This window comes from Mesorhizobium sp. C372A (genome assembly GCF_030323245.1).
In the GTDB taxonomy this organism is placed as follows: Bacteria; Pseudomonadota; Alphaproteobacteria; order Rhizobiales; family Rhizobiaceae; genus Mesorhizobium.
Genome location: NZ_CP100475.1, coordinates 5,739,594 through 5,754,724 on the forward strand (window position 1 = coordinate 5,739,594; position 15,131 = coordinate 5,754,724).

The 15,131-nt window shown below is 63.6% G+C and carries 17 protein-coding genes; 1 reads left to right on the forward strand and 16 read right to left on the reverse strand.

The window, feature by feature from the left end; all coding sequences use genetic code 11:
- Positions 1-10: 10 nt before the first annotated feature.
- The 7 genes from NLY42_RS27765 to NLY42_RS27795 all read right to left on the reverse strand — a co-directional run bounded on the left by NLY42_RS27765 (position 11) and on the right by NLY42_RS27795 (position 7,733).
- Positions 11-1,474, reverse strand: coding sequence for a RimK family ATP-grasp domain-containing protein (locus NLY42_RS27765; RefSeq protein ID WP_023692866.1), 1,464 nt, complete (start codon positions 1,472-1,474; stop codon positions 11-13).
- Positions 1,475-1,479: 5 nt separating this feature from the next.
- Positions 1,480-2,577, reverse strand: a complete 1,098-nt coding sequence (locus NLY42_RS27770) for a peptidase C39 family protein (protein ID WP_023692865.1) — start codon at positions 2,575-2,577, stop codon at positions 1,480-1,482.
- Between the two features lie 206 nt (positions 2,578-2,783).
- Positions 2,784-3,575 carry an anti-sigma factor family protein gene (locus NLY42_RS27775; RefSeq protein WP_023687291.1) on the reverse strand — a complete coding sequence of 264 codons (792 nt, stop codon included), beginning with the start codon at positions 3,573-3,575 and terminating at the stop codon, positions 2,784-2,786.
- A complete protein-coding gene (locus tag NLY42_RS27780) occupies positions 3,572-4,090 on the reverse strand; it encodes an RNA polymerase sigma factor (protein WP_023670250.1) in 519 nt (172 codons plus the stop codon). Before NLY42_RS27780 ends, NLY42_RS27775 begins: the two co-directional genes overlap by 4 nt.
- Before the next feature lie 162 nt (positions 4,091-4,252).
- Positions 4,253-4,669 (reverse strand): type II toxin-antitoxin system VapC family toxin, encoded by a 417-nt coding sequence (locus NLY42_RS27785; protein WP_023670249.1) that lies wholly within the window; start codon positions 4,667-4,669, stop codon positions 4,253-4,255.
- A complete protein-coding gene (locus NLY42_RS27790; protein ID WP_023670248.1) occupies positions 4,669-4,911 on the reverse strand; it encodes a type II toxin-antitoxin system VapB family antitoxin in 243 nt (80 codons plus the stop codon). Before NLY42_RS27790 ends, NLY42_RS27785 begins: the two co-directional genes overlap by 1 nt.
- Positions 4,912-4,958: 47 nt before the next feature.
- The gene (locus tag NLY42_RS27795) at positions 4,959-7,733 is read right to left on the reverse strand and encodes a DUF2339 domain-containing protein (protein ID WP_023670247.1); all 2,775 of its coding nucleotides are present in this window, start codon (positions 7,731-7,733) and stop codon (positions 4,959-4,961) included.
- A 247-nt stretch (positions 7,734-7,980) separates the two neighbouring features.
- Between NLY42_RS27795 and NLY42_RS27800 the strand changes: the two genes are divergently transcribed.
- On the forward strand, positions 7,981-8,445 hold the full coding sequence (locus tag NLY42_RS27800) for an NUDIX hydrolase (protein WP_023754772.1): 465 nt from the start codon (positions 7,981-7,983) through the stop codon (positions 8,443-8,445).
- 99 nt (positions 8,446-8,544) lie between these two features.
- Here the strand turns inward: NLY42_RS27800 and recO are convergent, their stop codons facing one another.
- From recO to pyrE, 9 genes are all read right to left on the reverse strand, one after another.
- Positions 8,545-9,336, reverse strand: coding sequence for a DNA repair protein RecO (gene recO, locus NLY42_RS27805; RefSeq protein ID WP_023692858.1), 792 nt, complete (start codon positions 9,334-9,336; stop codon positions 8,545-8,547).
- Positions 9,337-9,438: 102 nt separating this feature from the next.
- Entirely contained in the window at positions 9,439-10,332 is an 894-nt protein-coding gene (locus NLY42_RS27810) for an aminoglycoside phosphotransferase family protein (RefSeq protein WP_023754773.1), read from the reverse strand.
- 44 nt (positions 10,333-10,376) lie between these two features.
- Positions 10,377-11,303: a GTPase Era gene (gene era, locus NLY42_RS27815; protein ID WP_023754774.1), complete on the reverse strand. Its 927-nt coding sequence runs from the start codon at positions 11,301-11,303 to the stop codon at positions 10,377-10,379.
- Entirely contained in the window at positions 11,300-12,016 is a 717-nt protein-coding gene (gene rnc, locus NLY42_RS27820) for a ribonuclease III (protein WP_023754775.1), read from the reverse strand. Before rnc ends, era begins: the two co-directional genes overlap by 4 nt.
- Positions 12,016-12,765 (reverse strand): signal peptidase I, encoded by a 750-nt coding sequence (gene lepB, locus NLY42_RS27825; protein WP_023754776.1) that lies wholly within the window; start codon positions 12,763-12,765, stop codon positions 12,016-12,018. Before lepB ends, rnc begins: the two co-directional genes overlap by 1 nt.
- Positions 12,766-12,855: 90 nt before the next feature.
- Entirely contained in the window at positions 12,856-13,269 is a 414-nt protein-coding gene (gene acpS, locus NLY42_RS27830) for a holo-ACP synthase (protein ID WP_023670240.1), read from the reverse strand.
- The gene (locus NLY42_RS27835) at positions 13,266-13,850 is read right to left on the reverse strand and encodes a DUF2062 domain-containing protein (protein ID WP_023754777.1); all 585 of its coding nucleotides are present in this window, start codon (positions 13,848-13,850) and stop codon (positions 13,266-13,268) included. Before NLY42_RS27835 ends, acpS begins: the two co-directional genes overlap by 4 nt.
- A 274-nt stretch (positions 13,851-14,124) precedes the next feature.
- Positions 14,125-14,505, reverse strand: a complete 381-nt coding sequence (locus tag NLY42_RS27840; protein ID WP_023747464.1) for a VOC family protein — start codon at positions 14,503-14,505, stop codon at positions 14,125-14,127.
- Between the two features lie 11 nt (positions 14,506-14,516).
- On the reverse strand, positions 14,517-15,095 hold the full coding sequence (gene pyrE, locus NLY42_RS27845; protein ID WP_023754778.1) for an orotate phosphoribosyltransferase: 579 nt from the start codon (positions 15,093-15,095) through the stop codon (positions 14,517-14,519).
- Positions 15,096-15,131: the final 36 nt, after the last annotated feature.

Consider the following 15,131-nt stretch of genomic DNA (forward strand, 5'->3'; position numbering starts at 1 on the left):
GGACCGCAAACTAACGCCCGGGACGGTCCAGCCGCTCCAGGAACCATTGCGTCAGCCGCACCCAGACTTCGTCCTTTTCGCCGGAATCCTCCCAGCCATGGTCGAGGTTCGGGTTGTCGTTGACCTCGATGACGAAGACGCCATCCTTGGTTTCCTTGAGATCGACGCCGTAAAGCCCGTCGCCGATGCAGCGCGCCGCCTTCACCGCGGTGTCGACGACATGCGGCGGCGTCTCTTTCAGCGTGAAGGTCTTGATGCCGCCCTGGTCGGGCTTGCCGCTGGCCTTGTGGTTGACGATCTGCCAGTGTTTTTTCGCCATCAGATAATGCACGGCAAACAGCGGCTGCCCACCGAGCACGCCGACGCGCCAGTCATATTCGGTCGGGATGAATTTCTGCGCGATCAGGAGATCGGAATCCTCCAGCCACTCGGTGGCGAGCGTCTTCAGTTCTTCGAAGTTGCCGCATTTCTTGACGCCGCGCGAGAACGATGAATCCGGGATCTTCAGCACCAGCGGAAAGCCCAGCGTCTGCGCCGCCAGTTCGAGGTCCGAGGTGCCGGCTATCATCACCGTCGGCGGCACCGGCACCTTGTTGTAGGCCATCAGTTCGTTGAGATAGACCTTGTTGGTGCAGCGGATCATCGACAGCGGGTCGTCGATCACCGGCATGCCTTCCTGCTGGGCGCGGCGCGCGAAGCGGTAGGTGTGGTTTGAGATCGAGGTGGTCTCGCGGATGAACAGCGCGTCGTAATTGGCGAGCTTGGCCAGGTCCTTCCTGGTGATCGGCTCGATTTCGACGCCCATCTTTTCGGCGATCTTGGCCCAGTAACGCAGCGAGGAAATCTCCGACGGCGGCAGTTCCTCATGCGGATCGACCAGCGTGGCGAAGGTGTAGCGTGCCGGCGTGCGGCCCTTGGTGTCGCGCCACTCGCGGTTGGTGTACGTCTCGAGCGCCTGCACGAAGAGGGCTTCTTCCTCCTCGGCCATCCTGGCCAGCGGCAGGAAGCCGATCTTGCGGATCGAAGCCCATTCGGCGCTGTCCTTGATGTGAACCTCAAGCGCCGGAGCGCGGAACCAGTCGAACAACAGCTTGGCGAAGCGGTCCCAGACCTTCGACGGTCCGATGCCGAAGAAGATGCAGATTTTTTGCGGGAATACGCCACCGAGATCCTTGCGACATTTGTTGAGCGCCAGCTCCAGTTCCGGCAGCGCGTGCTCGTAGAGCTTGCGCTCGGACAGGTCGATCATCGTCTCGACCGTCGGGATGACCTTGTGGCCGCGCGAACCGGCGAGCAGAGAGGCATAATAGCCGCGGCTCTGGTAGGCGTAATTGTTCGACAGGTTGATGACCTTCGGCTGCTGGCCGCGAAACAGCGCCGGATGCGCAAGATAGTCACGGTTGGTGATGATCTTGTGCGGCGTCGCCGCCGGGTCGAGATCGTTCTGACGGCCGGTGAGGATGACCCAGGTCATTGTTATCAGCGTTTCCCAAGAGTGATGGCAGCACGCAGTCCGTCGCGGCCGAATTGCGCCATGTTCATGAAGATGCCGTGCGGCACGGGAATGTTGGCGGCATCGAGGATGGTCTCCTGTCTTTCGTCCTCGACCCAGGGATCGTGGATCAGGATGTGGTCGCCATCGTCGCCGATAGCCAGCACCCAATGCGGCACCTTCTTGCCGAACATCAGGAAGCCGCTGATCAGCACCAGCACCAGTTTTCCCTGAGCCAGGGCGCCGCGGATATCATCGATGGTGAACGGACGGTAATTCACCGGGATGCCGTAAAGTTCCGCGCGGCGGCGAAAGTCCACCTGGGCAAGTTCCATCACCCGGCGCTTGTCGTCGCTGCGCACCGATTGCAAGAACAGCGCGCCATAGAAGGACACGAAGATTTCCGCCGCAAGCCCGCTTTCGTAGCCGGAAACCGCAAGGCCGAAGGGCTCGCAGCCGCCCGGGCCGGACATCATGAACACGGTCGTTGCCTCGCGCCATAGGCGGATTTCCATGACCGGATCGGGCACGAAGCCGGAATCGAAATTGGCCATCGCCATCATCAGGCAGCATGGACCGCAGGTGAACTCGCAGGTCTGCTGGTAGAACGGGACTTTGGTGGCGACCGGAATATCGCCGCGCAAGGTCTTTTCGTAGCGCAGCGCGGTGGCGCCATCCTCGTAATAGTGGGGCTCGCGACCGATCTTGCGGTAGCCGCTCTGCTCATAGATGCCGATGGCGCGAAGATTGTCCTCGCGCACTTCGAGGCGCAACATCATGCGGTCGTGCTCGAAGGCAGCTTCTTCGGCCGCTGCAAGCAGCATGCGGCCAATGCCGCGGCCGCTGAAAAACGGGCTGGTGGCAAGCGAATAGAGCCGGGCGACGCCGCTGCCCTTGCGAAACAGCACGATGGCGTAGCCGGCGACACGGCCATCGCTTTCGGCGACCAGCATCTCGGCTGTCTCGCGTTCGATCAACAGGCGGAAGGAGCGCCGGGAAATGCGGTCACTGGAAAAAACCGCCTTCTCGATGGCGGCGAGGTCATCGACGTCGGACGCGCGGGCCTTGCGAATCTCGGCAGGCATGCGGGTTTGGAAAACCTCGATTGGGTGGAGGAAAAGGCCGCGGTCAAAAACGTCGCAAACATCAGCCGAAACGCCGATATCAGCCAAGCGCTATCGCACCTTGAATAGGGCCGAATTGTGACAGTTCCACCGCGAGTGGCGGGCGGTGACCGCGGCACCGCCAGGTGCGGCGCCGCCTCGGCGCATGACGCCAAAACCGAATGTGCTCAACTGGCGATACCGGCCAGAAGCTGACCGTAGGCGCGCTTGGCGACCGCGGCCAGCTGCTCTCGCGGCAGCGAGCCGACGACGGCGCAGGCATAGCCCTTGTCCAGCCAGTAGACCGCCTCGGGGCCGTCGGCGTCCGCCATGTAGGTGCCCTTGGACTTGGCTGAGGAATCAGCGGTAACGAACAAGGAGATGCGCTGACCCTTGGCGTCCTCGTAAAGCAGCATCGCTGCCTTGCCCTGGCCGGCGGGCAGCAGCCGGCCGCCAACCAGCTGGAAGCCTTCCGCCACCAGATCCGGCGCCACCAGTTTCAGGCCGACGCGGTTGGACAGCCAGGTCTGCAGGTGATCCTTGTCGCTTGCCGGCACTTCCACCGCATGGCGCTGTTCGGCGGCATAGATGACATGGGCGGCGATCGCCTCTTCGGCCAGTTGGTCATCGGCGCCATCTTCCCTGCCGATGCCGTCGATGCCGGCAAAATAGCCGCCAAGACCGCCGATGACGAGCACTGCGGCCGCCGCGGCCGCAAGCCACCAGCGCGACTGCCGCGCCGCCGCCTTGGTCGCGCCTTCACCGCTAACGATCTGCTTGAACAGCACCGGCACGGGCTCGTCGAGCACACCGGCAAAGGCGGCGCGCAACGCGGCGCGGTCGGCGGTGTAGCGGGCGCTTTTCGCCTTCATTTCGGGATTGGCGTCGATCCAGGCGTCGTAGGCGGCGCGCTCGTCGCCCGGCAGCTCGCCGTCGAGAGCCATGTGGATATCGCGTTCGGAAAAATCGCGGCGGGTCATTTCTCGACGATCCTTATCGAGCGGCGGCGCGCCGTGTCATCGAGCAGGCTGCGCAGCTCCTCGCGTCCGCGCGCTATGCGCGACATCAGCGTGCCGGCGGGCACGCCGAGAATGTTGGCGGCTTCGGCATAGGAGAATCCTTCGATGGCGACCATGACTAGAGCGGCGCGGCGGTCGGGGCTGATCGCCTGCAATGCGTCGATGATCTCGCGCGAGGCGGCGTTCTCGGCCTGCTCGGCGGGGACTGCCTGCGCCTCGTTTGCGTCAAGCGGCAGGATCGCCGCCTCACCGCGCCGGTTCACCTTGCGCATCTGATCGATGAACAAATGATGCATGATCGTAAACAGCCACCTCCGGGGGCTTTCTCCCGTCTGCCAGCTTTCAAGCCGCAAGAGCGCTCGTTCGAGGCAATCCTGGACGAGATCGTCAGCGGATTCGCGGTCGCGCAGAAGCGAGCGTGCGTAGCGGCGCAGGCGCGGTATTTCGCCAAGGATTGCTGCCTTCTTTTCGTCCATGACCGCTGGTTCTGAGGTCGCCCTTGTTTAACCCGATTGAACGCGCCTTCCCGGCGCGGCGCAAGCGGCCAGCGCGAAGCGGTCTGCCGCCCCGGTCACCCAAGCAGTGAGATAACGAGTTGATCGGCTAAATTATTCCCCGCAATCAACAAAAGGGCCGAATTATCCTAAATCGGTCTGTGCAAAATCATGGCCTTTGTATAGCAGTGGAAGATCGCGGCTTTTCGCGCAGGCGTAAGCAAAACAGTCCCCGAGATTCAGATCCGCCTTGTGGCCAACGGCTTTGCCGTAACGGGCACTCGCGTCAATGGCCCGAGAGCCGATGTTGTCGTCAATGGCCAGACTCTCTCCCATGATCTCCACAATGAACTCATCGATCAGATCGCGGGCATGGAGAAGGGCTTCAGCGCTGGGTCTGCGCGGGCCGGCGCCGGCCCTTGCCAATGCCTGTGTTGCTTCGAAGTGAACCAACGGAGAAACCCAGACCTGCCCGGAAAAACCGGATAGCTGCTTCAGCAATTCCTCCCACCCAGGTTCCTGGTTGAGAATGGCGACGATCACCGACGCGTCGACAAACATCAGTCTTCCCACATCTCGTCGGTGAACTTCTTCATATCGAAATCGGGATTGGGCAGGCCAAGCTTCCTGGCCCTGTCCTGAAGACTGGCGATCCGATCGCGCAGCGGCACCTTCGCCCGATTGCGCTCAAGTTCGTGCACGAGCGCGACCCGCACCGCCTCCGTTTTGCTCGGAGCGTTCGTCTCGCGTTGCAATCTGCTGGCCAGCGCATCCACTTCGTCGTCGCGGATATAGAGCGGCATCGAATATCCTCCGTTGGATATTGATATATTCCATCTCGTATATCACTTCAAGTTGCAGCGTTGGCCTCCCTCGCCGCCCGCGTCAGCAGCCGCTGGTAGAACAGGCCGATGCCGATCAGCACGGCGCCAAGACCGATGAAGGACAGCGCCCTGAGCACGCCTTCCAGTTCCGACATGTCGAACAGGAAGACTTTTACCACGGCAATCGCGATCAGCGCCGCCGAGGCGATGCGCAGCACCTGCGACTTCAGCCAGACGCCGGCGGTGAGCAGCACGACGCCAATGACCAGCCAGAGCGCCGAATAGGTGTAGGTCTCGAGCTGGCCGAGGCCGCTCCACAGGCCGATGAACTCGCCCTTGAACACGCGCCTGACCGACAGTGTGGCGTAGGCGAAGACAAGCAATGCCGCCACCACCGCCAGCATCTGCGCATACCATGGCGGCCGCTTGTCCCTGGCATAGAGCGCCAGCCCGCCGACAGCGATGGCCGGCAGGAGATAAGCCAGGAACAAGAGGTTGAACACCGGGATCTGGCCGGTCGATTCGTCGGTGAACAGCGGATTGAGCACCAGGAAATGCTGGAGGACGATGAAGGCGACCGAGAGCACGCCGGCAGCCATCGAGCCGTAGCGCAGCACAGAGCTTGGCGAGCGCATGTCGATGGCCACCAGTATCGCGCCGGCGCCGATGGCGATCAGCGTATAGATCGCCTGTTCGGCGAGCGTCACCGGACCGGTGTCGATGACGCCGCCATGCATGGCGTGGCGCACCAGCATGGCGACGGTGAGCAGCGCAAACAGGGCTGCACCCGCCTCCATCGCTAGGCGCGGCCGGCCATTACCAGCTGTTGGTAGTGCGGGGGTGGTACGCGCGAGTTGCCAGGCGGCAAAGCCGAAGGCTAGCGCCGGTACGCCGTATCCCGGCAGCAGCCAGTTGAACACCCGCGTCGTCGTCAGGAACTCGGCGCCGACGATGGTCGGATCGAAGGCGACGCGGCCCAGCACGGCAACGACCGCGCCGACCGAAATCCAGCCAAGCACCGGATAGCTGCGCCACCGCGTCGCCAGCGCCGGCACGATGGCGGCAACGCCGGCAAGAATGGTCGTCCAGCCGGATCCGAAGGCCATGTGCAGCATCAGCAGGCCGGCCAGAGCCGAGCCGCAAAGCGCGAAGGAGACGGCGATGTCGCCCTTGAGCGGCGGCTGTTCGGCGCGCGCGATCCATTCGCCACCGGCAGCGAAGACAACAACCAGAAGGGCAGCTATCTCTGCGTAGACAAGGTCGCGGTCGAGATTGCCGTAGGCAAGCCACAGCGTCAGCAGAATAAGCAGCGGCGCAGCGACGCCCCATGCCGCCCAGCATGCCGCGCGGACCCGTGCTGAGGCGGCGAAGCGGCGTGCGGCCCAGAAGCCGGCGCCGATGAAGACCAGGCCGAGGCCAATGCCGATGCGCAGCGTCAACGGATTTCCGGCCGCCACCGGCATGCCGTCAAAGCCGATATTCCCCTGGGTTATGTCGGAGCCGATGGTGGTGGGCGGAATGATGCCGAGATGGATCATCACGCTCACCACGCCGGCGGCATGCAGCAGCGGCAGCGCGCGCGGCCGGTAGAGTGCGGTGGCGACAAGGGCGACGAGGACGAAGGCGCCCGGCAAGGCGCCACCGGCGGCGACCAGCGTCGTGTCGACGGACAGGCCTAGCGCTGAAAACGCAACGAAAACGCCTGGCACGATCGAGGGCCAGTCGAAGCCGGTCTTCGCCGTCTCCGCTTCGCTGTCACGTGTGCCCAGCCAGACAAAGGCAAGCACCGCCAGCGTCACCGCGTCGATGAACAGGATGACGGCAAGGTCGGCGACTAGCGTGCTCATCATGTAGACGATGGTCCAGGCGCCGGTGCCGAAGAAGGCCGCCGCAATCAGGAATTTCCAGTCGCGAATGCGGGCGATCACGGCTGTAGCGGCAAGCACGATCGCCAGGTAGACGAACAGCGCCCATGGGTTGGGCGCCTGCGAGGACACAAGCGCCGGCGTCGCCATCGAGCCGACGAGACCGATGCCGGCCAGGGCCTGGCCGTGGACGAGGGCGGCGACAATGGTCGCCACGCCGATGGCGCCGAGCACGGTGAAGGCGAAGGCCGGCCCGACGAAACCGTAAATGGCATGCGCGGCATAGACCGTACCGAACAGGATGAAGGCGCCGGCAGCCGTCAGGATCGCCGGAATATAGGCGCCTGCAGCCCCTTGCACCGGCACCTTGAAGCCGGTGCGGCGGATGAACTCGCCGCCGCCGATCAGCACCAGGCCGAGCAGCGCCGCCAGGGACAGCCGCACTTCAGGGCCGAAAATGCCGGCCTCGATGGTGTAGCGGATCAGGAACAGGCCGCCCAGGGCCAGCGCGACGCCGCCGACCCAGACCGCCCAACGGGTGCCGAGCGCCGTTTCGACCTCTGACTGGCGGGCTGCCTTCGACGTGGCGGCAGGCGCGGATCCGGTGAATGCCGCCTTGGCCGCGGCCGACAGTTCTGGCACGGCCTCGCTGGTGGCCGCATCGGCTTCGGCGGCCGGTGCCTGGGCATGTGCCGCGTCTGCTGTTGTTGGCGAAGCTATGTCGGCAACTGGTGCGCTAGCGTGAGCGGCATCCGCCGGTGCGCTTGCAGCCTGCTCGGCCGGTTTGGCAACGGGCGGTGTCGCATGCACTCCGGACAGAACCAGGCTGCGCAGCGCTCCGAGCTCGCGCTCGATCAGACTGACGCGGCCCTGCTGGCGCAAGACGAGGACAAAAAGCACGATAACGACGACGGCGCCAATCAGGCTTTCAAACATGGCGGTTCCCCCAAACCAGGCCAGTTTTCACTGACAATTGCGGCGGCCACACGGCCACCCCAGACGGCTATTCAAGTCACGCCACCGCAATGGTGGCCGAAAAGAAGTTATCGAGCATGTTTCGTCGGCAAATTCCAGCGGCCTACGGTCTTTATCCTCACCCATCATCTGAGATAGCCAGGAATGGCATGCCGCCGCCACTTGCCCAGGAGCCATGCTATCCTCGGATGAACTACGAGGAAATCGAATGCCGAAACGAAGTGCAGGGCTGCTGATCCACCGGACAAGGGCCGGCATTCTCGAATTTCTGCTCGTCCATCCCGGCGGCCCATTCTGGGCAAGGAAGGATGAAGGCGCTTGGTCGATCCCCAAGGGCCTCGTCGAGGACAATGAAGATGAGTTGGCCGCCGCCCGGCGCGAGGCTGGGGAAGAACTCGGAGTCAGCATCGAGGGTGATTTCGAGCCTGTCGGCAGCTATCGGCAAGCCGGCGGCAAGATCGTCATCGCCTGGAGTGTCGAAGCCGATTTCGATCCCGATGCCGTTAAAAGCAACATGTTCACGATGGAATGGCCGCCCAGGTCAGGCGTGACGAGGGAATTTCCCGAAATCGACAGGGCCGGCTGGTTTTCCTTCGCGGAGGCCAGCCTCAAGATCCTCGGCGGTCAGCGCGCCATCCTCGATGATTTCATGGGGCATCGCAAGGCCGGCTGAGGCTCTTGCCCTACGAGTACCCCCACCCTAACCCTCCCCACAAGGGGGAGGAATGCTGCCGCATGCAGCTTTTGCTGTGAACCTGGACGGTTGCGGAGGTCAGCACCCACCGAGTCTCCCTCCCCTTTCTGGCGCAGCGTCTGCCGTAGTGGCGGCATTGCCGCCCGAATGATGCTTGCGCAAGGCGGCGAGGAAGCCGGCACGGGCATCGGGCTGTTCAATGCCGCGCGGCTCGTAGACATGGCGGGTGAAAAAGAAACCGGTCAGATGGAAGGCGTCCTCGAGTGCCGCGTGGTCCGCCCGCAAGCCGGAGCCGCGCTGCAGGAAGGCCGGCAGCGCCAGCATCTTGTCGCGCCACGGCGCACCGGCGGCTCGCGACACGGCACGGCCGGATTTCGGCGAGACATAGGCCAGATCCTGCCTGGCGCCGGTCGCCGCGCATTGGCTGAGATCGAGGCCGAAGCCGAGTTCGTCGAGGATGAGCAGTTCGAAGCGCGCCACCAGTTCGCCGGCGGCATCGGAATCGTCGAGATGGGCGATCATTACTGCAAGCGTCTCATACAGGCCGCCATGGGCGTCGCGCTCCGGCAGGAGCCTGAGATGCGCGGCCATGGTCTGCAAGCCGTACACGGCGACAGCGCTGTCCATCAACCGGGCGGCGTTCATCTCGATCGCCTCGGCCTGGAAGGTGCCGAGATGCTCGTCTAGGCGTGCCCGCCACAAAAGGTCGACGCGGTTGCCGGGCTGCAGCACCGGCTGCTGCTTGCGCGATCGGCCGCCGCGCACCAGGCCGAGATGGCGGCCATGCGCACGCGTCATTACCTCGAGAATGGCGCTGGTTTCGCCATGCTTGCGGGTGCCGAGTATGATTCCCTCGTCGCGCCATTCCATGGCAGGAGCTTGTCACCGGTTGCGTGGCGAAATCAAGATTTTGGCGCGCCGCGTGCGATCTGTGCTGACATTGGATCCCCACACATCGTCGAAAGGCTCTGATCACGCGAATTCCCGGTGATCGGCCAGGACGTCGTCGATGACGCGGCGCGATCGCTCGGCTTCGGCTTGGTTGGCGTCGTGTCCGGCAACCGTGATCAGCGCCTTCCACAGCGTCCAGCCGCGGCCGCGCGCCCAGGTCGCTTCATCGACGCCGATCGCGGCGCGGAACGCCTCCCGGCTCTCGCCCTGGAAGAACGTCCAGGCGATCGCCAGGTCGCAGGAGGGATCGCCGATGCCTGAGGTGCCGAAGTCGATGATGGCGCTCAAACGGCCGTTTTGGACCAGAAGGTTGCCCCAGGCGACGTCGCCGTGAAACCAGACGGGCGACCCTTGCCAGGTGGCGGCAAGGGCCGCATCCCAGACAGCGGTAGCCGCCTGGGTGTCGATCTGCCCCTCCAGCGCCTGGAGTGCTTCCCTTGTCTGGTTGTCATACACGCTCGGCGATCCGCCGCGGAAGAAATTGTGCTGGCCCGCGGGCGGCCCGCGCGCCGGATCGATCCGCCGGAGCGCAATGAGGAACTTGGCCAGATCGACCGCGAACTGTGGGCGATCGGCGATTTCGGCGGTCTTGGCTGTTTCGCCGTCGATCCAGCGGTAGACGGACCATTGCCAGGGGTAGTCCTCCCCAGGCTCGCCCATCGCCAGTGGAACCGGGATCGGCAGCGGCAGAAGCGGCGCCAGCCTGGGCAGCCAGCGGTGCTCTTTTTCGACCTGCAAGGCATATGGTGCGGCACTCGGCAGCCGCACAGTCATATCATTGCCGAGGTGGAAGGTTCGGTTGTCCCAGCCGCCAAACGCCACCGGCCTCACCGGCAGATGCCGCCATTGCGGAAACTGCGCGTTGACCAGCCGGCGCACGAGATCGGTATCGATGGTCGGTTTTGGATCAGGCATGTCATCGTCTCAAACTGCCGGGCGGCATTTCTAGACGATGAAGCTCAATGGGGAAACTCAAGCCCCATCTCACGGTAGCGTTCGGGGTCGTCGCCCCAGTTTTCACGCACTTTGACGAACAAGAACAGGTGCACTTTCTGCTCGAGAATGCCGGCTATATCCATGCGCGCCGACTGGCCGATGGCGCGGATCGTCTCGCCCTTGTGGCCGAGCACGATCTTCTTCTGGCTGTCGCGCTCGACATAGATGGTCTGGTCGATGCGTACCGAGCCATCCGGTTTCTCTTCCCATTTCTCGGTCTCGATATGGGAGGAATAGGGCAACTCCTGATGCAGCCGCAGATACAGTTTCTCGCGGGTGATCTCGGCGGCCAGTTGGCGCATCGGCAGGTCCGAGATCTGGTCTTCCGGATAATACCAGGGGCCGACCGGCAGCGCTTGCGCGAGATAGTCGAGCAAATCCTTGCAGCCGGAGCCGGTCAGCGCCGAGACCATGAAGGTGCGTTTGAACGGCACCTTTTCGTTTGCTGCCGCGGCCAGGGCCAGCAGCGCCTCGTGCTTGACCCGGTCGACCTTGTTGAGGATCAGCACCATCGGCTGGCGGACGTCCTTCAGCCGCTCGAGGATGGCGTCGGCGTCGCCCCTGATGCCGCGCTCGGCATCGATCAGCAGCAGCACGATATCGGCGTCCTTGGCGCCACCCCAGGCGCTGGTCACCATCGCGGTGTCGAGCCGGCGCTTCGGCTTGAAGATGCCGGGCGTGTCGACAAAGACGATCTGCGCGTTGTCATGCGTGGCGATGCCGCGCACGATGGCGCGGGTGGTCTGCACCTTGTGAGTGACGATCGACACCTTGGCGCCGACCAATTGGTTGACCAGCGTCGACTTGCCGGCATTGGGCGCCCCGATCAGGGCAACGAAACCGGAATGCGTGGCCTCCGCGGCCGGAGGGAGATCTTCGCTGGCGGTCATGCCGCACTCCCGTGGTTGGCCCAGATGCCCTCGCGCATAAGAAACGCCGATGCCGCCGCTTCTTCGGCTGCGCGACGAGAGCCGCCCGTGCCGCTTGCCGGCGCAAAACCGCCGACCTTCACGGACACCGTGAAAACCGGTTGATGTTCAGGTCCCTCGCGTCTCTCGATCGCGTATTCGGGCCTGACATCACTGGTCTTGGCGATCCATTCCTGCAGGTCGGATTTCGGATTGGGCGGCTTGGCCACCACCTTTTGCGAGCGCGGCTCCCAGTAACGCAGGACGAATTGCCTTGCGGCATCGAGGCCGCCGTCGATATAGACCGCCGCGATCAGCGCCTCGACCGCATCCGCCAGATAGTTTCCGCCCGAGCCGCGCGAGCGCGCCTTCAAGGCAGCGTCGGCCCGAACCAGATCTTCGAGCTGCATTTCAATGCCGATCTCGGAGCATGTCCGCGCATCGACCAAGGCATTGAAGCGCGGGGCGATTTCACCTTCCGGCGCTTCAGGAAACTTTTCGAAAAGCAGATCGGCAACGATCAGGCCGAGCACGCGGTCGCCAAGGAATTCGAGGCGCTGGTTGTTGCTGCTTGCCTTGACCGCACTGGAATGGGTCAGCGCGGTCTCGAGCAAACGGACGTCCCGGAAGGAATGGCCGGTTTTGGCTGTCACCAAATCGGCCAGAGTCTCACCCGTCGGGCGCTTCAAAGCCATCAATTTACGAAATGGAACAGGCGCGACAGGCGCACGAGCGACGGCCATTTCCAGATCTCGAGGGGGCTCGCCTTCCCGGCGATCGAGAAGAAGACGATGTTGGCGCGGCCGACAAGGTTCTCCGCCGGCACGTAGCCGACGCTGAGGCGGCTGTCGGAGGAATTGTCGCGGTTGTCGCCCATCATGAAATAGTTGCCGGGGGGCACGACGAACTCGCGGGTGTTGTCGGTGATCGAATTCGGTGTCAGGTCGAGCGTGTCGTAGCTGACACCGTTGGGCAGGGTCTCGCGATAGACGTCGACCGGCTCAGGCACTTCCGTGATATCAGGATTTTGGATCTGGCCGGTTTTCACACGAGGCACGCCCTGGCCGTTGATGAACAATTGGCCGTCCTCCATCTGGATCTTGTCGCCGGGCAGGCCGACGACGCGCTTGATGTAGTCGAGCGACGGATCCGGCGGGAACTTGAAGACCACCACGTCGCCGCGCTTCGGATCGGAACCCCAGATGCGGCCGGAAAAGATGTCGGGTCCGAATGGCAGCGAATAACGCGAGAAACCATAGGACCATTTGGTGACGAACAGATAGTCGCCTTCGAGCAAGGTCGGCCGCATAGAGCCGGACGGAATCGAGAAGGGCTGGAACAACAAGGTGCGGATGACCATGGCCAGCAGCAAAGCCTGGATGATGACGCTGACGATTTCGCCAAGCCCGCCGGATTTCTTCTCGGATTTTTCAGCCACGCTCATGTCGTCCTCGATTGTGCGTTGGATGGTATAGAGTCTCGGCGCGCGCTGGGCAACGTCAAGTCGGCGTTAGATAGCGGTCGTCTGATGCAATCAATGTGGCGCTTGTTCGGCGGGCAACGCCTCGATGATCACAAAGGCTTGAGCAAGCGGGAAATCATCGGTGATTGTGAGGTGGATCGCCGCTCTGTGCCCCTGTGGCAGGATTTTGGCCAGCCGTGCCGCCGCTCCCCCGGTCAGCGCCATGGTCGGCGCGCCGCTGGGCAGGTTGGCGACCCCCATGTCGCGCCAGAACACGCCCTGCGCCAGGCCGGTGCCAAGCGCCTTGGCGCAGGCCTCCTTGGCGGCGAAGCGCTTGGCATAGGAGGCTGCGCGGCCCTTGCGGCCTTCCGAGCGGACCTGTTCGACCTCGGTGTAGATGCGCTGGATGAAGCGCTGACCATGCCGTTCCAGCGACTTTTCGATGCGTCTGATGTCGATCAGGTCGCTGCCGATGCCGATGATCATTCCGCCGGAACTTCCCGTCCGCCGTGCCCGGCCTTATGCGCCCGCTCTGCCATGCGCTTCCTGCGCTGCTCGCGAAAGGCTGTCATCCCCCAGCGGGTGATACCGTAGAAGATCAGCCCGAAGATCAGGCCGAGCGGCACCGCGCCGATCAGCATCGGCTCGAGCACCGGATGCCACAGTTTTGCAAACGACAGCGTGTGCATCATCTCACCAAGATGCGCAGGCGGTCCGTTCTTGGGCAGGCGTTCATGCAGGATCAGCTTGCCGACTTCCCAGGACGCTCCCCACAGCAGCGGGAAAGTCAGCGGATTGCCGAAGAATACCGCGCCGAGGGCGGCGGCCACCAGATTGCCGGCGACCACCCAGCAGAGCACGGCGGCGACGGCGAAATGGAAGCCGAGCGGAAAGAAGGAGGCGAAAACGCCGGCCGCGACGCCGGCCGCCACCGCATGCGGTGTCGCCTTCAGCCGCAGGATGCGCTTGGAGAAATATTGCAACGAGCGCGAAAACGAGCGGCGCGGCCACAGATAGGTACGCACCCGCTCCAGAATGCCATCAGGCTTTCGGCGTCGAAAAAGCACTCTGTTCCAGTTCCCGGTTCATCACGCCCAAATTGCAACCATCCCTGGCCGGGCGCGGTCGCTCCATCTTGCGCTTCGAGGGCGCAGAAAGGCAACAACGACTTTGATATAGCGACTGCCTTGCGGCGGAACAATGAAACGCCGCCGCGATGGTCTGCCGCAGGCGGGTAACAAGAGCGCCATTGGGGCGAAACTGAGGACAACACAACATCCAAGCGAGACTTTCATGACGACGATCAGGCCTGCCCGGGAAGACGACGCCGAGGCGGATAGACTATTCCCGATATTCGCTGACTTCGACCAAATTGCTGTCCGGATCGCGGAAATAGACCGAGATCATCTTACCGCGGGCGCCGGTGCGCTCGACCGGACCGACTTCGATGGCAACGCCATTGGCTTCCAGACGGGCGCAAATCTCGGCAAGCGGCCTTGCGGCGACCAGGCAGAAATCGCCGGACCCAGGCATCGGCACCTTGGCCTTGGGCTCAAAGGTGCGGCCCACCTGATGCAGATTGATCTTCTGCGATCCGAACAGCAACGCCGTCGGCCGGTTCGGCTCGTCGAGGCGCTTGAGGCCAAGCACCCGCTGGTAGAAGGCGCAGCTGTCCTCCACAGAGCGGACCGTCAGCACGAAATGATCGATGCCGGCGATCATGGTGATGTCCCCTAGATGTTGCGGCTTCCCGGCTTAACGGCGGGAATGGCGGCAAGTTCCGGCGGCAGGCGGTCGGCGGGATAGGCCGGGACCTCGTATTCGGCAAGCGCGATCAGCGGCACGCCGACATTGGTCTTGCCGGCCGAGCGGTCGATGATGCAGGCCGCCGCCACGACCTCGGCGCCAATCGCGCGCAGGCAGTCGATGGTTTCGCGGATCGAAAGACCAGTGGTGACGATGTCCTCGACGATGACGACGCGCGAGCCGGCAGCGATCTCAAAGCGGCGCAGCCTGAACTCGCCGCCTTCGCGCTCCACCCAGATTGCAGGCACACCGAGATGGCGCGACGTCTCATAGGCCGGGATCAGGCCGCCGATCGCCGGGCCGACGACGTAGTCGATCTTGCCCGGCACCGCCTTTTGAATCTTCTCGGCCAGCGCCTTGCAAAGCCGCTCGGTCTTGTCGGCATGCATGAAGACGCGCGCCTTCTGCAAGAAGACCGGGCTGCGCAGGCCGGACGTCAGGATGAAATGCCCCTCCAGAACAGCGCCCGCCTCGCGGAAAATGCCCAGCACCTCGTCGGTATTCATAACTCGCCCCATGTCCATGGTGAATGGTGAAATGGT